General features: G+C 47.8%; 21 protein-coding genes. 5 read left to right on the top strand and 16 right to left on the bottom strand.

All coding sequences use genetic code 11. From position 1 onward, the window contains the following. Positions 1-131 precede the first annotated feature (131 nt). Entirely contained in the window at positions 132-1,043 is a 912-nt protein-coding gene (locus tag L0U89_RS04305; RefSeq protein ID WP_234860395.1) for a DUF1684 domain-containing protein, read from the top strand. A gap of 66 nt (positions 1,044-1,109) precedes the next feature. Here L0U89_RS04305 and L0U89_RS04300 read toward each other — a convergent pair whose 3' ends face one another. From L0U89_RS04300 to L0U89_RS04285, 4 genes are all read right to left on the bottom strand, one after another. Then, on the bottom strand, positions 1,110-3,563 hold the full coding sequence (locus L0U89_RS04300; RefSeq protein WP_234860394.1) for a zinc-dependent metalloprotease: 2,454 nt from the start codon (positions 3,561-3,563) through the stop codon (positions 1,110-1,112). Between the two features lie 66 nt (positions 3,564-3,629). Then, the gene (locus L0U89_RS04295; protein ID WP_234860393.1) at positions 3,630-5,726 is read right to left on the bottom strand and encodes a helix-hairpin-helix domain-containing protein; all 2,097 of its coding nucleotides are present in this window, start codon (positions 5,724-5,726) and stop codon (positions 3,630-3,632) included. Then, positions 5,723-6,547, bottom strand: a complete 825-nt coding sequence (locus tag L0U89_RS04290) for a PorV/PorQ family protein (protein ID WP_234860392.1) — start codon at positions 6,545-6,547, stop codon at positions 5,723-5,725. Before L0U89_RS04290 ends, L0U89_RS04295 begins: the two co-directional genes overlap by 4 nt. A gap of 85 nt (positions 6,548-6,632) precedes the next feature. Continuing rightward, positions 6,633-8,090 (bottom strand): POTRA domain-containing protein, encoded by a 1,458-nt coding sequence (locus L0U89_RS04285; RefSeq protein WP_234860391.1) that lies wholly within the window; start codon positions 8,088-8,090, stop codon positions 6,633-6,635. Between the two features lie 60 nt (positions 8,091-8,150). Here L0U89_RS04285 and yidD point away from each other — a divergent pair, with 60 nt between their 5' ends. Next, positions 8,151-8,372 carry a membrane protein insertion efficiency factor YidD gene (gene yidD / locus L0U89_RS04280; protein ID WP_008629510.1) on the top strand — a complete coding sequence of 74 codons (222 nt, stop codon included), beginning with the start codon at positions 8,151-8,153 and terminating at the stop codon, positions 8,370-8,372. On the opposite strand, the gene L0U89_RS04275 is transcribed toward yidD, so the two are convergent. The 5 genes from L0U89_RS04275 to L0U89_RS04255 all read right to left on the bottom strand — a co-directional run bounded on the left by L0U89_RS04275 (position 8,354) and on the right by L0U89_RS04255 (position 13,648). Continuing rightward, on the bottom strand, positions 8,354-9,478 hold the full coding sequence (locus L0U89_RS04275) for a prolipoprotein diacylglyceryl transferase (protein ID WP_234860390.1): 1,125 nt from the start codon (positions 9,476-9,478) through the stop codon (positions 8,354-8,356). The genes yidD and L0U89_RS04275 overlap by 19 nt on opposite strands. A 21-nt stretch (positions 9,479-9,499) precedes the next feature. Beyond that, positions 9,500-11,347, bottom strand: coding sequence for an NAD(+) synthase (gene nadE, locus L0U89_RS04270; protein ID WP_234860389.1), 1,848 nt, complete (start codon positions 11,345-11,347; stop codon positions 9,500-9,502). A 46-nt stretch (positions 11,348-11,393) separates the two neighbouring features. Continuing rightward, entirely contained in the window at positions 11,394-12,053 is a 660-nt protein-coding gene (gene rnc, locus L0U89_RS04265) for a ribonuclease III (protein WP_008629504.1), read from the bottom strand. 83 nt (positions 12,054-12,136) lie between these two features. Next, on the bottom strand, positions 12,137-13,390 hold the full coding sequence (gene fabF / locus L0U89_RS04260; protein WP_234860387.1) for a beta-ketoacyl-ACP synthase II: 1,254 nt from the start codon (positions 13,388-13,390) through the stop codon (positions 12,137-12,139). A 21-nt stretch (positions 13,391-13,411) separates the two neighbouring features. Next, complete coding sequence (locus tag L0U89_RS04255) at positions 13,412-13,648, bottom strand: acyl carrier protein (RefSeq protein WP_008629501.1); 237 nt, start codon at positions 13,646-13,648, stop codon at positions 13,412-13,414. A 149-nt stretch (positions 13,649-13,797) separates the two neighbouring features. On the opposite strand from L0U89_RS04255, the gene L0U89_RS04250 reads away from it, so the two are divergent. Both L0U89_RS04250 and pyk read left to right on the top strand, forming a co-directional pair. Next, entirely contained in the window at positions 13,798-14,226 is a 429-nt protein-coding gene (locus L0U89_RS04250; RefSeq protein ID WP_234860386.1) for an IPExxxVDY family protein, read from the top strand. Positions 14,227-14,238: 12 nt separating this feature from the next. Continuing rightward, entirely contained in the window at positions 14,239-15,669 is a 1,431-nt protein-coding gene (gene pyk / locus L0U89_RS04245) for a pyruvate kinase (protein WP_234860385.1), read from the top strand. A 94-nt stretch (positions 15,670-15,763) separates the two neighbouring features. On the opposite strand, the gene L0U89_RS04240 is transcribed toward pyk, so the two are convergent. Continuing rightward, entirely contained in the window at positions 15,764-16,240 is a 477-nt protein-coding gene (locus L0U89_RS04240; protein ID WP_008629495.1) for a heme-binding domain-containing protein, read from the bottom strand. Continuing rightward, positions 16,237-16,626 carry a heme-binding domain-containing protein gene (locus L0U89_RS04235; RefSeq protein ID WP_234860384.1) on the bottom strand — a complete coding sequence of 130 codons (390 nt, stop codon included), beginning with the start codon at positions 16,624-16,626 and terminating at the stop codon, positions 16,237-16,239. The genes L0U89_RS04240 and L0U89_RS04235 overlap by 4 nt, the downstream gene beginning before the upstream one ends. 437 nt (positions 16,627-17,063) lie before the next feature. On the opposite strand from L0U89_RS04235, the gene L0U89_RS04230 reads away from it, so the two are divergent. After that, the gene (locus L0U89_RS04230; protein ID WP_234860383.1) at positions 17,064-18,200 is read left to right on the top strand and encodes a hypothetical protein; all 1,137 of its coding nucleotides are present in this window, start codon (positions 17,064-17,066) and stop codon (positions 18,198-18,200) included. Positions 18,201-18,301: 101 nt separating this feature from the next. Here L0U89_RS04230 and L0U89_RS04225 read toward each other — a convergent pair whose 3' ends face one another. From L0U89_RS04225 to L0U89_RS04205, 5 genes are all read right to left on the bottom strand, one after another. Beyond that, positions 18,302-20,428 carry a S9 family peptidase gene (locus L0U89_RS04225; RefSeq protein ID WP_234860382.1) on the bottom strand — a complete coding sequence of 709 codons (2,127 nt, stop codon included), beginning with the start codon at positions 20,426-20,428 and terminating at the stop codon, positions 18,302-18,304. Positions 20,429-20,498: 70 nt separating this feature from the next. Beyond that, positions 20,499-21,035, bottom strand: coding sequence for a DinB family protein (locus tag L0U89_RS04220; RefSeq protein WP_234860381.1), 537 nt, complete (start codon positions 21,033-21,035; stop codon positions 20,499-20,501). A gap of 32 nt (positions 21,036-21,067) precedes the next feature. Next, complete coding sequence (locus tag L0U89_RS04215; protein ID WP_234860380.1) at positions 21,068-22,411, bottom strand: DUF418 domain-containing protein; 1,344 nt, start codon at positions 22,409-22,411, stop codon at positions 21,068-21,070. Positions 22,412-22,667: 256 nt separating this feature from the next. Further along, the gene (locus tag L0U89_RS04210) at positions 22,668-23,555 is read right to left on the bottom strand and encodes a carbohydrate kinase family protein (protein ID WP_234860379.1); all 888 of its coding nucleotides are present in this window, start codon (positions 23,553-23,555) and stop codon (positions 22,668-22,670) included. Beyond that, positions 23,548-24,891: a sugar porter family MFS transporter gene (locus tag L0U89_RS04205; protein WP_234860378.1), complete on the bottom strand. Its 1,344-nt coding sequence runs from the start codon at positions 24,889-24,891 to the stop codon at positions 23,548-23,550. The genes L0U89_RS04210 and L0U89_RS04205 overlap by 8 nt, the downstream gene beginning before the upstream one ends. Between the last annotated feature and the right edge of the window lie 43 nt (positions 24,892-24,934).

The raw sequence follows: 24,934 nt of genomic DNA, 5'->3' as shown, positions 1-24,934 counted from the left end.
GGAATATAGCCAGCATCCGGGATTTATGAAAGTGGGATTGCATGTTTGGTGGGACCTCGATACAGAAATTGACAGCTGGTTGAAAATATTCTGCGAAAGGTTCTAAATTTCCCCGGTAAACCTATCCATCTATGGCATTTCGGTATTTGAACCTTGTTTTTGTATTGTTCTTTTTCCTTTTCGGTTGTGGAAAGTCCTCCGAATCGGGCCTTGAAATAGACGCGGCAACCCATCAAACAGAGGTGGAGGAATGGTACCAAAACCGTGTGACTTCCCTCAAAAAGGAAAATGGCTGGCTCAACCTGATTGGTTTGGAATGGCTGAAGGAGGGGACCAATTCCTTTGGAACCGATTCCTCAGCTACCGTCAGGTTGAACACAGATAAGATTCAGGGGATGTTGGGTGACTTCCTGCTTGAGGCTGGGGAAGTCTATTTCGTACCGTCCGTCGCGGGAGTCATGGCGGATTCTGTTGCGATCGAAGGGAAGACCTTGATTTTTGATGAGGAGCAAAAACTGAATGCAAACCTGCAATACCAAACCCTGCGCTGGACAATTATCAAACGGGCAGATGCCTATGGTGTGCGGATCCGTGATTTGGAGTCACCTGCGGTGATGGACTTCCATGGCATTGAAAGGTATCCTGTGAATTTGGAATGGAGGGTGAAGGCCAAATTTGTACCCTATGTGCCCCAAAAGGACATCATGATTACCAATGTCCTCGGACAGACGACCCCCAATCCCTCCCCAGGGTATTTGGAGTTTGAAAAGGAGGGGAAAACATTCAGAATTGATGCATTGGATGCGGAGGACGAGTTGTATCTCATCATCGCAGACCAAACATCGGGGGCGGAGACCTATGGTGCAGGTAGGTACCTGTATGTGAAAAAGCCTGTCGAAGGCGATGAGGTCATCATTGATTTCAACAAGGCCTACAATCCGCCTTGTGTTTTCACACCTTATGCGACCTGTCCCTTGCCTCCGAAGCAGAATATTCTTGAGCTAGCGATCGAAGCAGGAGAGAAGACCTACGGGGAGCATTGAGGGGATTCTACTCTTTGCTTTAATATGGTAAAGAAAAAGGCTGGCAAATCACCAGCCTTCTTTCTGCTAATATTCGAAGTCGCAACTCAAGTCCGTGCTTCCAATCGGCGCGCCGTCCGGGATTTTCAGCATTTCGGGAATTTTGAATTCTTCCTTGTCTTGTAGGAAAACATTGATCTTTTGTGCCAGGTATCTTTTGAAGCTATCTGAATTTTCTTTGGCAGTGCTGCTTTTTGTATCGGCGGTTTTTTCGTTTTGGTTCCAATATGCGATTTCTGAGAGTTTAGCCCTCGTGATGGCTTTTACCGGTGCGGTGGTATTCGAATCCTTTGCCAGGTTCATCAGGTGGTCCACCAATCTATTCCGGGTCATCAGGTTGATTTCGGACAGGTAATCCGCTTGGTAGCTTCGGTTGAAAACCTCATCCACTGTTTTGTTCAACACCTCGGAGAACGAGGGGAGATTCGCATCGAATAGCTTTTGCTGGTGAAGCCTGTTGGCGCGGCTCGACTCGAAAAGGAAGGAAAAGCTGTGGTCCACGATGTTTTCTCCGGGAGCCAGCGGATCAAAGTTGAGCCCATTTCTGGAGGGGAAGGTTTCCCGGTTTCTTTCATATCCCATGGGTCGGGGCGGAATCAAGGCCAATATCTGCTCAGGAACAGCCAAATTCTCTGGTCTTATGGCTGCAAGCATGGCGTTCAATGCGGCCATTTGCTTGACCGCGTCCAGTCGGGACTGCACGGGTTGGTTGTCTCTTTTGACCTTGTAGGTATAGTCTACGCCACCGATGAGTTTGCTTGTCGCTTCGATTTGGTACCGGTGCATGAGGTAAAGCGGCACCATTACTTCCTCCAACAATGCCTCGGGCTGACCATCGGGAAGGGCATTGAGTCCGAAGCTTTTGAGCTTCGTTTCCCGGATTTTCATCAATCGGAGGAGTTCCTCGCTTGCCGAGGCACCATTGTCCCACAGGTGGGAAGTCGGGTGACTGCCGCTTGCTGCCCTAGAGTCTGCGTCTGAAATGAAGGTATGCCCTGCGCTGTAGGTATCCTCGAGGATTTTGTCCAAAAATACTTTCTCGTCTTGTCCATTCGGGACCGTTGCATAGCCATACGTGATTGCCCATTTATCCCAATCGCCGATTTTGTTGTCGTAGGCGTTGGACAGGTCGATGTTGCCTGAACCATCCATGGAAATTACCGGATAGGGATAATCCATGACGGAGGCCCTATTGGTGGGCGAAGAGGCATAGGCATGCGCCAATCCAAGGGTATGTCCAATTTCGTGGGCAGATAATTGTCTCAGTCTCGCCAAAGCCATTTCCAGCATCTTTGGATTCTTCGGCTTACCATCTTCGAAAGGCTGCAAAAGTCCCTGTGCGATCAGAAAATCCTGTCTTACCCGCAGGCTTCCCAAAGTGACCTGACCTTTGATGATTTCTCCCGTGCGAGGGTCCCTGACAGAAGAACCGTAGGACCAGCCCCTTGTCGACCGGTGGACCCATTGGATTACGTTGTAGCGGACATCCATGGGGTCGGCGTCCTCGGGCATGAGTTCGACGCGGTAGGCATTCTTGAATCCTGCCGCCTCAAAGGCCTGTGCCCACCAGTTTCCACCTTCCAACAATGCAGATCGGACAGGTTCGGGTGTACCGCGATCGAGGTAATAGACAATTGGTTCTACCGGCTCGGAGATTTCAGCCTCTGGGTTTTTCTTTTCCAAGCGATGCCTAGAGATATACCTTTTCACCATGGGTTCTCCGATGGGCGTCGTGAAATCCATGTAGTCGATGTGGAAATAACCGGACCTTGGATCAAACTCCCTCGGCGTGTAGCCCGGTCCGGGCAATTCGATGAAAGAATGTCTTTGCCTCACGGTCACAGCCTCAGGGGAAGGGGTGACCGAGCGGATATAACCTCCCGTAGGCGTTCCGGTCAGCGTGACGATGGCTTCCACTTCTGTGTTTTTTGGGAAGTTTTTTGTCATCGGGTAGTGGATGGCACTTCGGGAAGGGTCTGGACGATAGGTGCCCTGCCGCGCTCCTCCCAGTCTTTCCCCCACCATATGGGCATCCTGGAGATAAAAAGTCGTACCGTCTACTATGTATTTCCCGCCAGCTTGTTCCAAAATATCAAAACCCCAAAGCACCGATTCTGCAAAAGCATCTTTCACGGATTTCACTTCGGCGGGATTGTCACTGTAGGCGCGGAAGTCGTAGTTTTTGTGGACAAGCAGGATCTTGTTCCCTGCTTTTCTGAACTCGACGATGCGGGTGCGTCCAAGTTGGCCGCGGTCGAGGCCGATGTCATTGGAGCCGATTCCTGCGGGCATGGAGTTTACGTAGAGGAATTCCGAGTCCAGACGGCTGATTTCCAGGTAGACCTTTCCTTTGTTTTCGTCGGTCAGGATGGTCACAAATCCCTCTTTTCTGAGCCAATTGGATTTGTCGATGGCTTGGGAAAAAGCAGCTTGTACCGAGATCGTGCAGCAGACCAGCAACAAGAGTAATTTTTGATTCATGGGTATGGTGGTTTGTTGGTGGAAATTATCAAAAAATGCCGATCGGCTCTGTACCAATAATGGAAATTATCGGTTGAAGAGGTATTGCAGCTGAATGGTGGTCTCGGTGATGGTGTTGCCTTGTATTTCCTGAAGGCCGCTGCCGATTGTCTCGCGGTCGGTGAAAACCGTGCTTCCCCAGCGAGCCCAGATCACGAACTTTGGGCTGATTTTGTATTGTGCCAAGAGGTAATACCGCATCCCTTGTCCTTGTAGCGCCGGGATCGAGAATGCCCACAGCACATTCCGCTCGTAGATGAACTGCCTGTTGTCATAATCCTGGGTGTCAAACAGGACAATCCTGCTTGAAAGCCTGCATCGGCCAAAGTCCGCATTCAGGTCTTGGGAGATGGCGAAACCTTGGGTTGTCTGTCCGTTAAACGCGAATGTGCTGCCCATGACGCGGGTTTTGATGCTCCAGATTTTGTCGATTCCATAGTCGAGGTTAAAGACGTAGTTGAACTTGGAGCCTTGGGCAAGTTGGTAGGTGGATTGAAAACCTGGAAGCAGGGAGATGTTTCGGGCCTTGGATTCTTCCCTGATCTGCAGGAAAAGGAGTATCTTCTTGGATGGGGTGTATTGGAGGCGTGCGAGCCATTCATGACCTTGTGAAGGGCTATAGACCCGGTATTTCAGCCATGGGAATTTGAAATAATCGTAGTATAGAGACCAGGAGAATTTGGAATTGGGCTTGAAATGAATGCCTGTGTAGACGCCGCTTTCATTGATCGGGCGGCTTCCCTCCGAGAATGAGTTCCCATAGAAGCTGTGAAAGTTGCGCTCGAAATTTCTCCAGAGAAACGAAAGCGATAAGCTTCGGTGTAGGCTGCTCATCATTCCGATAACCGCGGCTTTTCCTCCGCTTTGTGAAACGGCCGTTTCGCCGAAAATCAGGTGGTTTTGGAGATTAATGGAAAAGTAGGCGCTATGGACGTGGTTTTCTTTTCCCGCAAATTCAAATTGATTGTACAGTTGGGGCTTTTTTTGTATCGGCTGGCTAAATTGAGTCCAAAGCGTATTGACTCCAATTTGCAGACGCCTGCTTTTGTCCATCCAATGGATGTTGGCGCCAAGGTTCGTTTCCTTGGCTTGTCTGCGGTAGGCCAACTCGGTGGGTGTTCTTTGTAATCCTGAGGTGGGCAGCGAGCTGATGAATGGCTGGTTGTCTTCCTCTTCATCTGCCACCTGGATGTTGCCGTCCCTGGGGGCTTTGGAAGCAAAGACACTTGCAAGGACCGGCCCAAGTTGGTATGAAGCAGATACTCCGCGAAAAAAGCCATATTCCATGGCAGCCGTGTAGGGACGAAGCCCAATGCTGCTGCGGCGCGTGGTAGTGATCGTTTCAGCGCCTTTGCCCACAGAGAATCCTGCGCCATATACCAATCCCTGACCAAACTGCCATTGGAAATCCCCTATGCTGAGGGATTTGAGGTTGCCACGGTTGTAGATGCTAAAATGGTAGGAGAAAAAATTGAAGCCATACTGTTGCGTTTTGGGTTGCCATAGGAATTGTTCGCCGGGATCTTTGTCCAAGGTGAATCCAAAGCTGAAATCCTTTCCATGCTGCATACGAAAGCGCAGGTAGAGGTTGTTGGGGTCTCCGATATAGCGGCTGCTGAGATTGCCATTGCTGAGCGTATCTGGAGGTGTATAGCCCTTTCTTGTCTGCCAGACCCTGTTTTGCCGCACGATGAGATAAGCGTCTTTGGTTTGGCCGACTCTGGTCAAGAATGGAACAGTCCTGTTCCCATTGTCCTCCAGCTCGACAAAAGGCAGGATTTTGTAAATGGTTTCCAGGTCGAATTCCGGAATCGCCTGCAATTCATACAGGGAGATCATTGGGCCATTTTTTCTCTGGTGCTCGAAGAAATGGTGGATTTGGGAAGGTGTCAGGATGTAAAGCGAGCCTAGTTCCTCCGGGCTGGTTTTGTTGAGATTGATGGGGTTGAGGAAAACCTGCAAAAGGCTTTCGTAGAGGTCCTCGTAATCCGCATCCGTCCGCTGCATCGCAAAAAGCTCTTCCACGAAGTTCTCCAGGTTGATTTCCCCTTTGCGGTAGGTCTGCGCCGAGAGTGGTTGGAAAATGAGGCCACAGCAAATCAATAACAGGACCGCGGCTTTCATTTCCTGACAAAGAGATAGGAGAAGGAGAAATGGTGTGTGAATCCCAATCTGTGGTGCTGCGTCATGGCATAGTCGATGTGGAATCTTCGGGGACGAAAACCGATCCCATAAAATGCTCGCTCGGGATTGGTGTTGAAGCCGACCCTTAGCCAAAGTCTCTGGAGAATGCTGTATTCAACTCCGATTTTTAACTGGGGTGGAAGAAGGATATCCTTTTCGGCATCGAGATTAGCAGAGACTTTGTCGCTGGGCCGGTACGAGATACCCGCCTTGACGATCGTGGGCAGTTTCTCTGGGGAATCGCCGCCATATGATGCCATCGTTGGATTGTACACATGTGCCCCGAAAAACACCACCGGGCTGAGTTCAGCCAAGCCGCCAAATTCCAGTACAGCGGCGCCCGCCGTGCCATATCCGTTTACATGGGTTTGAAAGTAGTTGATTTTCAGTCCTATACTCGCGATTCCCAAGCGATGGGCGATTCCCAGACCTGCTTGGCTTTGGGAGAAGTCCTTGTCACCAAATTGGGATACACCGATGCCAAAGGCAAAGTGGTTCTTTTTGATGGCCACGAGTGCAGCGAGCGTGCTCAATTCGTTGAGCTGCATGCGGTGGTCATAGGAAAAGGCAGCCTGTGATTCCTTGATTTCTGCAAGCGCACCGATATTGTTGAAAATGGCCCAGGGATCTGCCAGGGTTGTGTGGGCGTTGCCCATTCCCATGGATCTGCCCCCTTTTGGGAATACTTCCAAGGGGCTTTGGGCTTGGATGCCCGTCCAAGTGCATACAAAAAGCCAGGCCATCCAAACTCCTGATTTCATTGTCGAGCGGGTTTTACAAGCAATTTAGTTTTTGCCTGTGCGAGATGAAATCAGGTTTCCGATATTAAGCGTTTAAATCGGCTTTTTAGAATGGCGCCCGGAAGTTGAAGAAGAAGGTTCCCTCGTTTTGGTTGTTGACAGAATACTCAAATCGGAAAACCATGTCGTAAAAAGTCACCAAGTCCAAACCCATTCCATAGCCAAAAAGATGGGTATTGGTCAGGCGTGCATTGGAGGGGATTTTGTTGCGGTCATTGACAAAGCCATGGTCGAAATTGGTGCTGAGAAAAAGTCGTAGCGGAAAATAGGAGAACTCTTCCAAGGGCATGATTTTGCCGATATTGAAACTTAGGTCTAGGATTTTATAGCGGAGGCTATTTTTTTGTACGATCGCCTGCTGACCTTCTATGACGTTCAATTCGTATCCCCTTACAAAGTAGGGATTGTATCCGATGCCTCTGACTAGGGTGTAGGGCTGCGCTTGCTGGATAAAGCTCGTGGCGGACAAGCCTGTGGCAAAGTGAAACCTATTGCTTAATTTGAAATACTTGGCAGCTGTCAGCGATATCTCCCAATCGTTGATAGCGTCGTTGGGCAGTAGCCCATATTTGAAAATGCTTGCGTTTAGGACTTCCCCTTCTGTGGCATATTGTACATTATCGCGGTCATCATGTCGGTAAGTATATCCAAGAATGGTGTAACCAATTTGGTTGCCGAGTCCTAGGAGGTAGTTTGGGTTTTGGGTAAAAACATCCTCGTTGATCTTCGTCCTGTTGTACCCAATCGTGGCGAAGTGGAAATTGTAGTAGCTTCCTCGGTAGGTGTACCTCAAAAAGGTAGAAAAATTTTGTCTCAAGACTTCTTCGGCCTCATTGGTGTAGAAGACCTGTTTGTTGTTTTCTGACTTTACCTGCAGGTTTTTTTGGGTAAAGTATGTCAATTGGAAGGCCAGACCGTGTCGCTGCTTTCTATCGATATAGGGTTTGCTGTATTGCAGTTCGAAGGATCTGATGAATCCAAATTGGGCCCCAATCCGCAGTTTTTCATTTCTGCCGCCCACATTGTTGTGAATGAGACGAGCTCCGAAATTTACACGGGACAGGTCCTTATCCTGGTTGGTCCACCATTCGGCAAAGTTCCTGTCGGCGAGGTTGAAGATGATGTTGGGAATTATATACCAGCGTTCGGTCACCGATACCAGGAGCTCAATTTGTTCGGGTTCGGTAAAGAGTGGCGTGATCTCGACGCTGTTAAACAGCTGAAGGTTATAGATTTTTTTCTGATCGGCTTCTATCAATTCGATGAGAAGGTCCCAATCGTATTGGATTCCCGTTTGGACGTTTATTTCACGGAGGATGATGCTCTTTCTGGTTTTCTCATTTCCGATGACAAAAATGTTGTTGACGGTGACCTTGTTGGGGACGGGGCTTTGCACACTGTCCGCCTCTGTATCATCGTCTTGGGCAAATAGTTTCCCCGTTTGGGGAAAAACCCAAGCCAGTATAAAAATCACTAGGATATGTCTTCGTAAAATCTGCTTCAAATCCCTCGTTTCTTGAACTTTTACCCTATTGTTTTGGCTTTACGAATAAAACCCATCCGCTTGAAATCGGTCCTACGCCAAATCGCCATCCTACCCGTATTGTTTTACCAATACCTCATTTCGCCGCTGTTTCCCTCAAGCTGCCGCTACACACCCACCTGCTCCCAATATACCAAAGAGGCCATCCTCAAACATGGGGTTTTCAAAGGTGGCTGGTTGGGGATCAAGCGAATCGCAAGTTGCCACCCCTGGGGTGGTCATGGTCACGATCCGGTACCCTGAGGCAGTTCTTTTTTGAAGCCCTTTTTCAAGGCCAAGATTATCAGTACCAATCCAGCCGCCACCAAGGGGATACTCAGCCATTGACCCATATTGAGTGACATTCCTTCCTCGAATTCCACTTGGTTTTCCTTCAGGTATTCCCATACGAAGCGCATTCCAAATACCGATACGAGGAACATCCCCAGCAACAATCCATCGGGAAGCCTTGATTTGTATTTGGACCAAAGGCCAAGCAGCACAAGGAAAATCACGAAATAGGAGATCGACTCGTAGATTTGCGTCGGATAGCGTGCCACGCCAAAAGTCCGAATAGTGGCCACATATTGCTCCCCTTCGTCCTTGAGATCAAAATTGAGTGGCGTTTCCGGACTTTCGGACAGGTATTTTTGGGAACTGTTGAACCTTGTCAGGACATACTTTACGTCCGTTTCGATGGCCCGCCTCAGGTCATCTTCTGCGTATCCGCCTTTTTCTATCCTGATTTCAAAATTCACCGGAACGATTCCATTCCCGGTCAATTCCTGTGCCCTGTCTTCGGGCTTGTAGGCATTTACCTCGGCCACGGGGATCTTGAGTGTTTGCAGGATTTCCTCTGTGTCACGTGCATAGACAAAGCCGCTGTCGGAGCCAGTTGGCATACCGCCGATTTCTGAGTTCATCAGGTTTCCAAGGCGAATGAGCGCTCCCGTCATCGCAGTCACGATAACGATTCTATCCACTACCCACAGGTAGGATTGTGTGGGGACCTTCCGCGCATACAGATAAAGGGCAAACAAGATGGCGATTGCCGCACCGTGGCTTGCCAATCCACCTTCCCAAACCTTGAGGATATCGATCGGGTTGCTGAGGTATTTTTCAGGTTCATAAAAAAGCACATGCCCCAGCCTTGCGCCGATGATGGTTGCCAACACCATGTAAACAGTCAGTTTGTCGACCAATTTTTCGTCTTGCCCCTCTTTTCTGAAAAAATAGAACATAAACTGCTGCGAAATGATAAAGCCCAAAGCAAACAGCAGGCTATACCAGCGCAGTCGTTCAAAACTGGGGATAACCGCCGGGTTGGGGCTCCAAACTATGTAGTCAAGTATCGTCGATAGTAGTGTCATGATAGCAAAGGGTGTCTTTTCTTAATAGTTTTCCAGTTCCTCCAACTCCTCCCGGTATCCCGCCGACAGGATCGGGAAGCGGTACCAGGTTTTTGGGTCCACGTTGAATTCATCTAAATGGAAGGAAGGCGCGAGGCGTTCCCGCTTCCATTGGTTGCGCGACCAAAGTTGGAAAAATTTCTTGATGTAGCCTTTAAGTACGGCTGGTTCCATGGAGAGTTCTTCTTTGAGTATGAGAAAAACATCCAATGGTGATCGCCTGTCCCTAATGGCCAAGCGCTCAATTTCCACGATCACGGCATAGGGCATCAGGTCCGATTCATCCGTCTGTTGGTTTTCCGCAGGACGCAATTCGGCCGTTGGTTGGAGGCTGTTCACCTTTTTCAATGCGGGGTAGTTGAGATTTTTCTCTGCCCATTGGAGCCATTGCAGGATAAAATGCTTGTCCACTGCGGCGATTGGGGAAATGCTGCCGCTCGTATCTCCGTCCATGGTGGCATAGCCTACGTCGCCTTCGCTGCGGTTGGACGTGCTGAGGAGTAGACAGTGTTTGATATTTGCCAGCATCCAAATGATCGGTGAACGTGCTCTTGCTTGGATATTCTGAAGTGTAATGTCATCTTCTTTCCAAGTGAGTTTTCGTCCGATGGCATTCTCGATTTTGGTCGTGTAGGACTGGACTTCGTCATCAATTTTCCAATGGAAAAACTGGGCTCCGATGCTTTCCGAAAGGGTTTTGGCACTTTGGTAGGTCGAAAATCCCGAGTTTTCGGTCGCTTGATAAGCCGTGAAGAATATTTGGCCGATGATTTCCCGGACCGGATCGGTGCTTTTTACCTGCAGGGGAATGCCAAGTTTTTTGACAAAAGCTTCCACACCCAGTTCTTCCACTCCGCGGCGGACCATTTCGGCAACCAAGACCGCAATCGTGGAGGAGTCTGCACCGCCACTGAGGGAAAGCACAAATCCTTTGCTTCGGCTTTTTCTCAGGTAGTCAAACAAGCCCAAACTGGCAGCCTTCACAAATTCCAAGTTGAGATTGGAATCCGACTTTAGTTCGGGGGCATTGAGGTTCTGCTGATTCAAGTCGAAAGTCAGCACTTGGAAATCCTCAAAGGATAGAATGGGGTTTTTGAGAATCAATTTTCCTTGATGGGCGAGGAGAATTTCCCCGTCAAAGATCATCCGGCCGGCTTCGTTGCCAAGCAAGTTGACATAGACGTAGGTGGCATTGAACAATTCGGAGCTCCGTTTGATCAGATCTTCGCGGAGGACTGATTTTCCCATCGCAAAATGGCTTGCACTTGGGTTGAAAATCAGATCAACCTGCCTGTCTCGTAGTCGGAATCCGGGCCTCACATCTCCTCTCCATGCATCTTCACAAATTTCGAAGCCATATTTTATCCCCTCTTTCTCAAAGATCATATCGCCCAGCGGAACCGCTGCGCCCATGAATTCCAAGGAGATTACTTTGCCTGCCTCCCAGGGCGTAAACCAACGGAATTCATAATGTACGCCATCGATCGCGAGGAACTGCTTGGCCACGAAGCCTTTGACTTGCTGATCTTCGACAACCGCGACACAATTAAATACTTTGTCTCCTATCCGGACGGGCAATCCGACGGCAACCGTGATGCCTGCGCAATGCGGTACTAGTTTTTCCAGTTGGGCGAGCGCCTTTTTGGGGTACCAATAGCTCAAAAACAAATCTTCACTTCCATAACCCGTGAGGGCCAACTCCGGAAAACAAAGCAATTGAACGCTGTTTTCCTTGGCATATTGGATGGAATCAATGATCCTGCCCAGATTGCCAGACCAGTCCAAAGGAGTCTGGTTTACTGTAGCACAGGCGATTTTGATGGATGACATAAAAAGAGGGATACAAACTGAAAACCCGAATTTCAAATATACTGTTCTAAACGGCTATGTTCAGAATTTCGCAGGCGTTTTTGGCAGCTTCCTGTTCAGCTTTCTTTTTGGTTGCGCCTTTGCCTGTGGCCACGGGTTCATTGTTGATGAGCAATTCAACGACAAATTCCTTGAACCGTTGGCTTCCATCGATGGAGACAGTCCTGAAATCAACCGAGCTGTTTTCTTTTTGGGACCATTCGATGACTTTGCTCTTGAAGTTCGTCGTGGTATTGATGATACTGTCCAAGTCAAAATGGATGATGATACGCCTAAGGATAAACTTCTTGCAGAACTCGTAACCACGATCCAAGTAAACGGCGCCCACCATCGCTTCGAGGGCATCGCCGTAGATTGACTTGTGTGTTCCCACGTTTTTCCCACGATATTCCTCTTCGATAATTTTGCTGAGGCCCAGTTTGATGGCAATGTGGTTCAATGCCTCCCGGTTTACCATTCTCGAGCGCGTTTCCGTCAAAAAGCCCTCGTCTCGAAATGGGTATTTGATGAACAGAAACTCTGCTACCACAGCCCCGAGCACGGCATCTCCAAGGTATTCGAGGCGTTCGTTCGAGATTTTCATTCCATTGACAGTCTCCTCGGCAGCCGCGGCATGCTTGATGGCCAGCTTGTAGAGGGACAAATTAAAAGGCTTGCTGCCTACCATGTGTTTGATGGAGGCGGCAAGCCTTTTTTCGTATGATGAGTAAAATAAGGATCTAAGCCGGAGTAAGCGCGAGAGTTTCAAGGCTACCCATTTATTTTCTTGAAAATGAGGGACGCATTGTGTCCACCAAATCCAAAGGTATTGCTCAGTGCAGCCCTGATTTCCCTTTTTTGGGCTTTGTTGAATGTCAGGTTGAGCCTGCTGTCAAACTCCTCATCGTCCGTAAAATGGTTGATGGTAGGAGGTACGAGGCTATTTTGGATCGCAAGGATGGAGGCTATTGCTTCGATTGCCCCGGCAGCCCCCAATAAGTGCCCTGTCATGGACTTCGTACTGCTGATGTTGATGTTGTAGGCATGTTCGCCAAAGACCTTTTGGATGGCTTTGACTTCGCTGATATCGCCCAATGGGGTTGAAGTTCCATGCACATTGACATAATCAATATCCTCGGGTTTCAATCCTGCGTCTTCCAATGCGGCGGTCATAACGTTGCTTGCCCCAAGACCCTCCGGATGTGGCGCCGTCAGGTGGTATGCGTCGGCGGACATGCCTCCACCGACTATTTCGGAGTATATTTTTGCTCCCCTTGCTTTGGCGTGCTCATATTCTTCTATGATCAAAATACCTGCACCCTCGCCAAGTACAAAGCCATCACGTTCTTTGTCAAATGGTCTTGATGCTGTTTGGGGAGAATCATTTCTTTGTGAAAGTGCTTTCAGGGCATTGAACCCACCGACACCTGCTTCGGTGATCGTGGCTTCCGTACCGCCGGAGACAATAATGTCTGCTTTGCCCAGACGGATGTAGTTGAAGGCGTCAATGATTGCGTTGGTCGCCGATGCACAGGCTGATACTGTGACGAAATTTGGTCCCCTGAATCCGTATTTGATGGATACATGACCGGCGCATATGTCGGCGATCATCTTGGGGATAAAAAATGGGTTAAACCTTGGTGTACCGTCGCCTTTTGCGAAATCGGTGACTTCATCCTGAAAGGACTTGAGTCCTCCGATTCCTGATCCAAGGATCACGCCGATACGGTTGAGGTTGCTTTTTTCGAGGTCGATGCCAGCGTCAAGGATTGCTTGATCTGCTGCAATGAGGCCCATTTGTGTAAACAGGTCCATTTTCCTGGCTTCTTTCCGGTCGATGAACTGTTCTACATCCAACCCTTTGACCTCGCAGGCAAATTGGGTCTTGAAAAGTGATGCGTCGAATCTAGTAATAGGCGCGGCGCCGCTGACACCATTTGAAAGCCCTTTCCAGTATTCTTCTACTGTGTTTCCAAGTGGTGTGAGGGCGCCTAGACCTGTTACTACAACTCTTTTTAAATTCATAAATGAATTTTAAAGGGAATATTATTTTACGTTTGCCTCCAGGTAGCTGATAGCTTGGCCTACTGTGCCGATTTGTTCAGCTTGATCGTCTGGAATGGAGATGTTGAATTCTTTTTCGAATTCCATAATGAGCTCAACTGTATCCAGTGAGTCAGCACCAAGGTCATTAGTGAAGCTTGCCTCAGGAGTAACTTCAGATTCTTCAACGCCTAGCTTATCAACGATAATGGCTTTTACTTTTTGTGCTATTTCAGACATTTTTTGAACAGTTAAATTTTAAACACTCCGCAAAGAAATGGATTTATAACCTTATTGCAAAAAATTGGTTGAGCTAAATTTAAGATATTGTCTGCCTCCAATGAAGTACGAATATTATTTTTACTTTTGTTTTTGCAAATTTTTCAACCATGAAGAAAACCAAGTTATTTGTAGAACACCACTACGAATTTGAACTTTTGGGCTTTGTGGCTCCGCTCAAGGATTACAAGATCGCATGGTTGATCAATCAGCTTTTGAAGACGAGGTTAGCGCGCACCGAGGACTACGTTTTGGATTTCAATGATGGTTCGACGCTGTACATTTCCCAATTCAAGGAAGCCAAGGAGCATGGTTTTCTACAGTTGCTGAGAAATAAATCCCATCACGATTCTGCCGCTTCCATGTACTTAATTCCTGAGTTGAAAATGATCGACTATTTTCTGCTGGTACAGGATTTGACCGGCGAATTGGATTTAAATGACTATATTGGCCGATTATCGGAAAGCCCCTTGATCCAAAATGTGGTCAAGCTTGATATCAATAAAATCAAATCAAAAGAAAACCTTCTAACCTATTAACATCAATATTCCATGAGTATTGCCCTTTACAATAAGACCAAAATCCTCGCGACGATAGGCCCCGCTTCCAATACCAAGGACATGCTGAGCAGCTTGGCCAATGCCGGTGCAAATGTATTCAGACTCAACTTCTCGCACGGCAAGCACGAGGACCATGCCAAAGTGGTCAAATTGATCCGCGACATCAACAAAGAAAACAACCTCAATATCGGAATCCTACAAGACTTGCAAGGTCCAAAAATCCGTGTCGGTGAAATGGAAAATGGTGGTGTGCAAATCTCTCCCGGGCAAAAAATCACCATCACCAACGAGCCTGTCGTGGGCAATGCGGAACTTGTAAGCACCGTGTATAAAAACCTTCCTTATGATGTCAAATCCGGGGATAGGATCTTGATCGACGATGGCAATATTGAGTTGGCGGTGAACAATACTGACGGCAAGAATGTACGCTGCGTCGTCATTCACGGAGGTGTCCTAAAATCAAGAAAAGGTATCAACCTTCCGAACACGAAGGTTTCGGCACCTTCCCTGACAGAAAAGGATTTGGAAGATCTGGAGTTTGGTTTAGCGCATGATGTCGATTGGATCGCGCTGTCGTTTGTCAGGACTGCGGATGATATTAAGGATTTGCGTGAGCGGATCACGGAGGCGGGCAAAAATTGCAAAATCGTAGCCAAGATCGAAAAGCCTGAGGCCCTTGCCAATATCGATGCCATCATTGCGGAAACGGACGCAATTATGGTAGCGAGGGGAGATTTGGGTGTGGAAGTGCCCGCAGAAACCGTCCCTCTCTGGCAAAAGCAGATCGTGACCAAATGCAAACTGGCATGTAAGCCGGTGATCATTGCGACGCAGATGTTGGAAAGTATGACCACGCATCCGAGGCCTACGCGTGCGGAGACCAACGACGTGGCAACTGCCGTTTTGGACGGTGCAGATGCGGTAATGCTTTCAGCCGAAACCGCTTCGGGCCAGTTTCCCGTCAACGCCGTGAAGGCCATGAGCAGCATCATCAATTACATCGAGAACAACCATGATGTGTTTCACCACCTGTACAAAATCGAGGAAAACGATCCGAACTTTTACAGCAAGAACTTGACGTTGATGGCGGCAAGGTTATCCAGAAACGTAAAGGCAAAAGCGCTTGTTGGTATAACCACATCTGGCCAGACAGCCTTGAGATTGGCTTCATTCAGGCCATTGGCAAACCTATTGGTGTTTACGCGAAACAGCTCGATGCTCACCCAGCTGAGCTTGGTGTGGGGTGTAAGGGCCTATTACTATGAATCGCATACATCTACAGATGCCACTTTCATGGATATACAGGATAGACTTAAGGATGAAGGTTATGTCAAAAAGGGTGACATCATCATCAATACAGCGAGTATGCCACTAAAGGAAAAAGGAAAAACCAACATGCTGAAAATACATGTTGTAGAGTAGGTTGATACTTGCATATTTCTCTAAAAAAATAGGCCCCAAGCGGGGCCTATTTTTTTTTATGGATCAGACTGACATCAGTCTGCCTGATTGGTTTTCATTCCTCTGTATCTTCTTCTTCGGCCACAATATCCATGGTAGTCTCAGCCCAGGTTACGATAAGTTGAATTTGCGCGTCGTCCAACTTAGCGGATGGGTGGATCAGTGTGTAAATACCCATGGGCATTTCGCCTTCCTTCACTTCTTCTACGATGTCGTCGAGTTTTGCGAGCTTATCCATCATCGAGTAAGAAGTCCAGGTGGAAAAATTGAGTTCGTCCCTGCCTTCCCGTACGTCTTTGGCTACGAGCCAGGAAGAAGGTGCCACATAAGAATACCATGGATAATGGGTCTCATTGCTGTGGCAGCTGTAGCATGAGTTCTTCAACAACGCTGCCACATCGTCCTCCACAATGCCGGATTGGATGATATCCCCCGGATTGGAAGTTTCTACGGCAGGCAATTCGTTGGGGATAAATTGGGAAATAACGATGAGGGCCGCGAGTCCGCCCGTGATATATTGCCAAGCTTTCATTCCTTTGATTTCTTTTTGCCGGCACTCCAGTCCATCAATGTCGCCAATTCTTCGGCCGAGAGCTTGCCTTCAGGCCTATTTTCCAAGAATTTGGCGGGTGGCATTTCGCCTTTGGCTAGGGTTTCGTTGATTTTGCCCATGGTGGCGAGCTGCTTTGACTTTTTAGTAGCTTCAAAGGCGTCCCAATCCAATTTGGCTTTGCCTTTTTCGTTTTTGGACTCGGCATTGTGGCAGCCGTAGCATTTCTTTTCGACTACTGCCTTTACATTAGCCGGCATTTCGGGCGCCACAGCCGGATGGATTGTTTCGGTCTCAGGCTTGGACGTGCCTTGTACAAACAAAAGGCCCATCAAGGCAATTGCAGGAATTAAAAATAGTTTTTTCATAATGGGGGTTTTATGGTTTCATCTGGAATTTCTTGAAAATTCTGAAGATACGCAAAGCCTATGGCAAAATCTTGCGTCTTTATTTGGTATTTTACTGATTCGGCAAAACTTGGTTATAGAAAATACCAACGCTTTGCAGATTGCAAAGCAAAAGGATGGTGAAAGATTTTTTAGAGTCAAGATTCTTGCCGTCTCAGCGCCATGCCATATGGTAAGGCTTTAGACAAAAGGGTCAATTTTGTAGCTTGCAGGTAAAATCCAATCGTATGTCCGCTCCTTCCGATTCAACGTGGCCGTCAGCAAACCGGGTTCTCTTTCGCTTTTTCTTCATCTACTTTGCATTGTATTTCAATCCGTTAAACTTTTTCACAGCAATTCCGGGATTTTACTGGTTTGCCGAATGGGTCAATTATCCCCTTGACCTTTTGGTGAATTTTATGAATTCGCGATTTTTCCGTATCAAGGACGTGCTGGTTCCGATGGGGGGAAGTGGCGATACGAGTTATGGCTGGGCTTTGTTTTATACCCAATTGCTCTTGGCGGTTGTGGGCACAGTTGTGTGGAGTATCTTGGACCGCAGATCTGAAGCCTACCCAAAGTTGTACTATTTTCTGGGATTAGGCCTACGATACACAGTAGCGGGGATTGCATTTACCTATGGTATTCTGAAGGTCTTTGCTATGCAGATGTACTTTCCGAATCTGAGCCAATTGGCGACGCCTTTGGGGGATTTTTTGCCGATGCGATTTTCTTGGCTCTTCATCGGCTACAGTACGCCCTATCAGGTGTTTTCCGGGATTGCCGAGGTCTTGGTTGCCTTGCTCTTGGTTTGGAGAAACACGGCCTTGTTGGGGTCATTGCTCTCGGTTGGCGTGTTTGCCAATGTGTTTATGCTCAACATGAGCTATGACATTCCGGTGAAGATTTATTCCTTTCATTTGCTCCTTGCCAGTATCTATTTGGTTTGGCAAGAACGGGAAAGGTTGATCGGATTTTTTTTGAAGAATGCTCCGACGCTTCCCTCGGCGGTCTACACGCCAATCAGCCGATCAAAATGGTTCAACATTTCACGCTGGGTACTTAAAATATTTTTCATTATCACATCCTTTGGGATGGTGACATACAATTATTATGAGTATCGCCTCCAATATCACGCTGATCTCACCAAGGTCTTGCCGCCCGTGGACCCAGGCATGTACCATGTGGAGCTGTTTGTGAAAAATGGGGATACCATTCCCGAAAGTCTTGCCGACACCCTTCGCTGGAGGGATGTTATTTTTGACTACAATGGGGCAGGAAGCTTTTCGGCCAATGATTCCAGTTTCAGGATGCGGTATGGCCGCGCTTATTTTGACTATCGGCCAGATAGTGCCGGTGAACTTTTGGAATGGAGAAAAGCGAATTGGGATTCGCTGCCGATGGTAGTTTTTGATCTGGAAATTCCTGAAAAGGGAAAAATGCGGCTGATTGGCCTCAAGGACTCGGACACGCTTTCAATCGTATTGAAAAAACTTCCCCGGCATTTCGCATTGACCGAGAGGCAGTTTCATTGGCTGAGCGAGTCAAATCGCTGAAAGCCTTTTCGAAAGTTCATCGAAAAAAGCCGATTAAAAAACCGATCCTTCAATTTGAAAGATCGGTTTAGATTTCTGATCGGATCTAAAACTATCGGATCCTATTCCTTGATACCAAGGATGTCAAATACGAAAGCATATTCTTTTGCCAATTCCTTGAGGCTCTCAAAGCGGCCGCTTGCACCACCATGGCCTGCGTCCATATTGGTGTAGAGAAACAGGCGGTTGTTGTCGGTCTTCATGGTCCTCAACTTTGCGACCCATTTGGCGGGTTCCCAATATTGGACCTGGGAATCATGCAATCCCGTGGTGGCTAGGATGTTTGGATAGGCTTTGGCTTCCACATTGTCATAGGGAGAGTAGGAAAGCATGTATTCATATTGTTCCTGAATATTCGGATTGCCCCATTCGAGCCATTCGAATGTAGTCAAGGGGATGGATTCGTCCATCATCGTAGTGATCACATCGACAAAGGCCACTTGGGCTATCACACCGCGGTACACTTCCGGGGCCATATTCGTCACGGCACCAATCAGCAATCCACCCGCACTTCCGCCAGAGGCGAAGAGTTTGTCTTTGGCTACGTAGCCGTTGTCTTGGAGCCATTTGGAGCAATCGATGAAGTCGAAAAAGGTATTTTTCTTGTTCATCATTTTCCCGTCCTCATACCAGGCTCCACCCATTTCCTGGCCACCTCTTACGTGGGCTATCGCATAGACAAATCCCCGGTCCAAAAGGCTCAGGCGTGAGCTGGAGAAATAAGGATCCATGGATGCGCCGTAAGAACCATAGGCGTAGATCCAACCAGGCGAGTTGCCGTCCTTTTTGAAAGCATCCTTCCTGTACACGATGGACATCGGGATTTTCTTCCCATCTCGCGCGGTGACCATGATTCTCTCCGTTTCGTAGTTGGCCTTGTTGAAGTTGCCCAGTACAGGTTGTTCTTTCATCAGGGTTTTTTCCCGGGTCTCCATGTCATAGTCAAAGGTTGAATTTGGAGTCGTCATGGAGGTGTAGGAATACCGAAGCGTTTTGGTTTCGAATTCGGGATTGTAGCCCAGACCTGCTGTGTATGCCGGTTCGCCAAACTCCAAGTTGTGTTCGGAATTGTCTGCCCGCTTGATGATGCGGATGTGGGATAGGCCTTCTTTTTTCTCCTCTATCGCCAAGAAATCCTTGAAGTAATCAACTCCTTCCAAGAACACCTCCTCACGATGGGGGATCATATCCTTCCAATTTGAACTTCCCGGATTGGAAATAGGGGCCTGCGCAAGACGGTAGTTGACCGCGTTCAAGTTGGTGTATATGTAGAATTGATCTCCGCCGGCATGGTCGACACTGTATTGGACATTGTCTTGGATCGGCGCGATGAGTATCGGCTTTCCAGGATTGTCTGCATCCAGAAATTGGGCATAGGATGCGTCCGTCCTTCCTGAACCGATGATGATGTATTTCTTTGATTTGGTTTTGCCAACCCCGCAAGACAGCGTCTGGTCTTTTTCCTCAAAGATTATCTCGTCCTTGGAGGCCTCGCTGCCGAGGAAATGTCTTTTCACCTGGAAGTTTCTCAGCGTAACTGGATCCGGAATGGAATAATAGAACGACTTGTTGTCGTTTGTCCAGACTGCGCTGCTTCGGATATTTTCTATTTTGTCAGGAAGCATTTGTCCCGTCCTCAGGTCTTTGATCATGACCGTGTAGAAGTTCCTCCCGACGGTATCCATGATGATCGCTGCGAGGTTGTGGTCGGGGCTGACGGAGGTGAAGAAATTCAAAAAAGACTTTCCCTTTCCAAGCTCGTTTCCATCCATGATGATTTCTTCGGGAGCATCCAAGGTACCTTTTTTTCGCGCGTAGATGGGGTATTCTCCCCCTTCGACATAGCGGGTGTAATAGTAATAGTCGTCCAATTTGTAGGGAACCGAGCTGTCGTCCTCCTTGATGCGCGCACGCATTTCTTGGAAAAGACTTTCCTGAAATCCCTTGGTATGCGCCATCATGGTGTCCATGTACTTGTTTTCAGCTTCGAGGTACGCGATGACTTCCGGATTTTCGCGGTCGTTGAGCCAATAGTAATTGTCGACGCGGACGTGCCCGTGTTTTGCCGTAATCTCAAAGGGTTTAACTGCGGCTACGGGTGCAGCAACGTCCGGGAGTGTAAATTCGGGTTTATTTGGGGAACATGCGATACTCATTCCTAGCAGGATTATTTGGATGGATTTTCTCATCGTTTGTGGAGAATAGGGGGCAAATGTAATGAATTTGGTCAATCGAACTGAAGGTTGCTTTTTTTGAATATCAGTCGACCATGGCGACCCAATCAGGTGCTTGGTTGGTTTGCCGCCTTAGGATCAGATTCAGTTGGCCGACATGGTGCTGCACATGTCGCAGGTTATAGAAGAGAATTTCCAATACTGAATAGGTTGCCACGGTCTGTGGGCACCCGACATGAAGCTCGAGCTCGGAGGCTTTGATCCAAGGCTGGGAGAATCGTTCTTCAGGAAAATTCAGGATTTGATCCCGACACTTTCCTTTGATTTGTGCGATATAAGCCAACATCTCCCCTTGATCAAAATGCCTCAAAGGCAATACATCATCAACAGCTTGCTCTGGCAATTTTTCTTGATTTTCGAGAAAATAGGGGAGTTGGGGTGAAAATTCACTCACGGGGATCGAAAGATAATAATCCAGGAAGATTACTGTATGGTAGCTGAGATAGAAGAACTTCATATCTTTTTCCCACATCTCCTTCGGACATGCGGCAATGGCATTACCTAGCATATCGACGGCAGCACCAAGGTTTTGCCACAGACAGGTTTTTAAATTTTCAAACATAGATTGATGATCGAAGGCGAATGAAGCGCAGGTCATTTCCGGACAAATGGCTGTATCCTGCCGTATGTCAGGCACCGCCATAGCCATTCCAGGGGACCGAATAGGTATTTCTTCAGCCAAATTGGACTTAACCAAAGCTGAAAAATCCATATGCCTGCGACGAGGAAGTAGAGTTGGTAATATTCCCGCTCAGCAAATTGGTTGAGCCCGTAACCAAAGAAAACGAGTGAGCAAAAGACCGTGTGCATGATGTAATTCGTGAATGCTGTCTGGCCAACCGCCCGTAAGCTGTCCATGAGTCGGGTGAAAAATCCATTTTTATAAAGCATCATGACCAAAGCCACATGTGCCATCATGATAAGGATGCGTTGGAAATCATAGATCAATGCCACCCAATTGATCGAATGGGTTTCGATATAAGCTAGGCCAGCTTCGACATTTGGAAAATGAATTGTGTTGTAAATGAACGAAAAGGTAACCAAGGGTAAGCCGACACCATACCCAATCCACATGGTTTTTCGGTATTGGGCATCGGTCCAAGCCAGGGTCAAGAATCCCCATTTGTACAGCGCCATTCCCAGCAGCATCAATGCCAGCATATCCCAAATCGAGAAAATGAGGTATTTGAACTGTCCGTCTATTGCCTTTGGGCGAATGTAGCTTGCCACCTCGGAATAGGAGCCTTTCATCAATGCAGTGTTGATTTTGACTTGGTCTTTGTCGGGAATGAATTCTTTTTGCACTTCTTTCCACGCCTCGAGAGCGGCGAGTTCTTTCTCAGCCAATTCGGCTCCCGTAGACTGTAGCGAAATCGCTTCTTTGTACTCCAGGTATTTGGAACGGATGTTTTGCATGAAGAGCGTGTTGGCGACAAAGCCGATGATCGCGACAATCGGAACTCCCATGGCGAGGTATTTGGGTTTCATTTTCCTAAAGAGGAACGCAATCATCCCAATCACGCCGTAGAAATAAAGAATATCGCCCAGCCAAAGCAGGAGGTGCGCGTGGGCAAGACCAAACAGCGTTAGCCATATCATTCTCTTGTAAAAAAGCCAGGTGGCTGATTTTCCCGCCTTTTCCTTGTTCATCGTAAAAAGCAAGATTCCAGCTCCAAAAACCATGGAAAACAATGCCCGCATCTTTCCCTCGAAGAATATGGTATTGACAGCATGCACCCAGAAATTGACGTTGCCTGTATCCTGCGACCAGGGATCCGTGAAGTAGTCTTCCATCGCAAAATAGGGGATGTTCAATAGCAGGATGCCTAAAAGCGCAACTCCGCGAATGATGTCGATGATGTCGATCCGGTTGACGAGAATGGCGGGCTTCGGCGAATTGTCCACCAGGTTGATTTCAGGACTTGTTTCGAGAGGCATAGTGTGGTTTGATGAGAAAAATAATCATAAACAATTCCTTGAAAATAGTTAAAAATCAGCGAATTGTAATTTTGGTGTTATTGGCGAAGCATGTTTGGGATGAACGAGGATTTTGTAGGAGCAGATAAAGGATAGGAATAGCAAGGACCTCACGGATTCTATTCCATTCCGGAAATTGATCTACTTCGAATTCAAAAAATGCAGCATTCGAACGATCGCAGCTTCGTCTTTCGGTTATCTAAGAAATACAGGGGGGTCATCCTTTCTGTCCGACGGCTTTCCAAATCTCGTCTACCTGGTAACGTGGCGTTCCACCTTTTTTGGTCGCAACAAATGCTCCGATTGCACAGGCAAAATCGAGTATTTCCTCAGGTTTTTTACCTTCCAAATAGCTCTTGACAAAACCACCCAAAAATGCATCACCTGCGCCTACGGTATCCTCTACGGTGACTTTGTAGCCGGGATGCTTGAAGACTTTCCCGTTTTCATAGATCATGGCGCCCTTCGATCCCAAAGTAACGCAGACCATTTGGATCGGGAAGTGGGTCGTGAGCATGTCGCAAACGGTATTGGTGTCGATTTTCAGATTGAAATAATCCGCGACGATTTCCAGTTCGTCTTCGTTGATTTTCAATATGTCGGTGTAGCCAAGCAGAAGTTCGATCTTTTCGAAATCGTAGAACGGCGCACGGAGGTTGATATCAAAAATATTGAGCGTTGGTTGGTGTAGGAGATGGTACAGTGTGTCCCAACTTTGGGCATTTCTCACGGCAAGACTACCAAAAATCAAGGCGTCGGCGGATTGGACTGCATGGATGTTCTGCTCGTTCATTTCGATGTAATCCCAGGCCACCGGTGAGACGATCGTGTATTTGATGTTTTCGGGGTCTTCGTTGTGGACGATGACATTTCCTGTAGGATGGATTTGGTCTATCTGAACCAAATCTGTCGGAAAGCCATAGCCGGATATGAAGGCAAGGAATTTTCTGCCTCTTTCATCGTCTCCTACCCGTGAAATCATGCCCACTTCAAGGCCCAGTTGGTGGAGGTGAAGTGCGACGTTCATTGGAGCGCCGCCAGGTATTTCCTTATCGGGAAAGCAGTCCCACAGCATTTCCCCAAAACAGATGACTTTCTTAGACATGAGTTTTTTGTAGTTCTTGTTGAATTTCTTCCAAAGACTTTCCTTTCGTTTCAGGCATTCTGAAGGCCACCCAGAGCAGTTGGAGCACCATCATAAACGCGAAAAAGGCGAATATACTTCCCGCACCAAATGTATTGGCAAAGAAGGGGAAAACATTTGCGATCAAGGCTGCCAAAATCCAGTGGGTAAATGAACCCAGGGATTGGCCGAATGCGCGCAACTCATTGGGGAATATTTCGGCAATAAATACCCAGATCACGGAACCCTGTCCGATCGCATGCGAGGCGATGAATACGAATACGAAATAGGGGAGTAGGTTGCTTGAAATCATTCCTCCAAAATAGGAATACGCCATCAGCGATAGTGAAATGATGTAGCCGACAGACCCTATATACATGAGTTTTTTCCTTCCCAGTTTATCGATCAAATATAGACCGGCCATAGTCGCGATGAGGTTGATGACGCCGATTCCGATTGTGGAGAAAAGTGCATCTTCTGTGGAAATCCCTGCCGATTCGAAGATTCTTGGCGCAAAGTAGATAATGGCGTTGATGCCGGACATTTGGTTGAAAAATGCCATCAGGAAGGCGAAGAAGGAAATTTTTCTGAATCTGGTATCGAATAGTGCGGCGACGGAGGTTTTACCTTTGATCGACTTGCTCTCTTCGATGGCCAATTTGATCGCTTCATCCACGCCCTCAGGATCGGTTCGTGTCAAGATTTCCCGGGCGGTCTGGTAATCCTGTTTCTTTGCAATCAGCCATCGTGGGCTTTTAGGTACTTTCAGGATCAAAATGGAATAGATCAAGGCGGGGATGGCCTCTACTCCCAGCATCCAGCGCCAAGCTTCATCAAGGTTGGCAGTACCGATAAGGTAGTTTGAAAAATAAGCCATGAGAATGCCAAACACGATATTGAACTGGTAAAGGGCCACCAGTTGCCCGCGACTTTTTGCAGGAGCAATCTCGGAAATATACATCGGCGCGACGACTGAAGATGCGCCCACGCCTAGGCCACCGATGAAGCGGTAGAACATGAATGAGTAGACATCATCCACCAGGGCAGAGCCCAAGGCGGATACGAAATAGAAAATACCGATCCAGATCAGGGTAACTTTTCTTCCGTATTTGTCCGCGGGTATGCCGCCAAGCAAGGCACCCAAGACGGTCCCGTAGAGCGCCATGGCAACAGCGAGCCCGTGGCTCCAATCATCCAGTTCCCATAGGTTTTGTATATCCCTCTCTGCGCCCGATATCACTGCGGTATCAAATCCGAACAAAAACCCGCCAAGTGCGGCAGTGATGGAAAGGAAGAGTGCGTAGTTTTTTTGCTGCATGTTGTTGCTGGGATAGAGGTTAGAATAGGAGTCAAAAAGTGAT

The organism is Mariniradius sediminis (assembly GCF_021491425.1).
GTDB lineage: Bacteria > Bacteroidota > Bacteroidia > Cytophagales > Cyclobacteriaceae > Mariniradius > Mariniradius saccharolyticus.
This window is presented reverse-complemented; position numbering and strand designations above follow the sequence as displayed.

What these genes read in the sequence shown, in the direction of transcription:
- L0U89_RS04305 (WP_234860395.1), top strand. Translation starts at nt 132, where the DNA reads ATGGCATTTCGGTATTTGAACCTTGTTTTTGTATTGTTCTTTTTCCTT.
- L0U89_RS04300 (WP_234860394.1), bottom strand. Translation starts at nt 3,563, where the DNA reads ATGAATCAAAAATTACTCTTGTTGCTGGTCTGCTGCACGATCTCGGTA.
- L0U89_RS04295 (WP_234860393.1), bottom strand. Translation starts at nt 5,726, where the DNA reads ATGAAAGCCGCGGTCCTGTTATTGATTTGCTGTGGCCTCATTTTCCAA.
- L0U89_RS04290 (WP_234860392.1), bottom strand. Translation starts at nt 6,547, where the DNA reads ATGAAATCAGGAGTTTGGATGGCCTGGCTTTTTGTATGCACTTGGACG.
- L0U89_RS04275 (WP_234860390.1), bottom strand. Translation starts at nt 9,478, where the DNA reads ATGACACTACTATCGACGATACTTGACTACATAGTTTGGAGCCCCAAC.
- nadE (WP_234860389.1), bottom strand. Translation starts at nt 11,347, where the DNA reads ATGTCATCCATCAAAATCGCCTGTGCTACAGTAAACCAGACTCCTTTG.
- rnc (WP_008629504.1), bottom strand. Translation starts at nt 12,053, where the DNA reads ATGGTAGGCAGCAAGCCTTTTAATTTGTCCCTCTACAAGCTGGCCATC.
- fabF (WP_234860387.1), bottom strand. Translation starts at nt 13,390, where the DNA reads ATGAATTTAAAAAGAGTTGTAGTAACAGGTCTAGGCGCCCTCACACCA.
- L0U89_RS04255 (WP_008629501.1), bottom strand. Translation starts at nt 13,648, where the DNA reads ATGTCTGAAATAGCACAAAAAGTAAAAGCCATTATCGTTGATAAGCTA.
- L0U89_RS04250 (WP_234860386.1), top strand. Translation starts at nt 13,798, where the DNA reads ATGAAGAAAACCAAGTTATTTGTAGAACACCACTACGAATTTGAACTT.
- pyk (WP_234860385.1), top strand. Translation starts at nt 14,239, where the DNA reads ATGAGTATTGCCCTTTACAATAAGACCAAAATCCTCGCGACGATAGGC.
- L0U89_RS04240 (WP_008629495.1), bottom strand. Translation starts at nt 16,240, where the DNA reads ATGAAAGCTTGGCAATATATCACGGGCGGACTCGCGGCCCTCATCGTT.
- L0U89_RS04235 (WP_234860384.1), bottom strand. Translation starts at nt 16,626, where the DNA reads ATGAAAAAACTATTTTTAATTCCTGCAATTGCCTTGATGGGCCTTTTG.
- L0U89_RS04230 (WP_234860383.1), top strand. Translation starts at nt 17,064, where the DNA reads ATGAATTCGCGATTTTTCCGTATCAAGGACGTGCTGGTTCCGATGGGG.
- L0U89_RS04225 (WP_234860382.1), bottom strand. Translation starts at nt 20,428, where the DNA reads ATGAGAAAATCCATCCAAATAATCCTGCTAGGAATGAGTATCGCATGT.
- L0U89_RS04220 (WP_234860381.1), bottom strand. Translation starts at nt 21,035, where the DNA reads ATGTTTGAAAATTTAAAAACCTGTCTGTGGCAAAACCTTGGTGCTGCC.
- L0U89_RS04215 (WP_234860380.1), bottom strand. Translation starts at nt 22,411, where the DNA reads ATGCCTCTCGAAACAAGTCCTGAAATCAACCTGGTGGACAATTCGCCG.
- L0U89_RS04210 (WP_234860379.1), bottom strand. Translation starts at nt 23,555, where the DNA reads ATGTCTAAGAAAGTCATCTGTTTTGGGGAAATGCTGTGGGACTGCTTT.
- L0U89_RS04205 (WP_234860378.1), bottom strand. Translation starts at nt 24,891, where the DNA reads ATGCAGCAAAAAAACTACGCACTCTTCCTTTCCATCACTGCCGCACTT.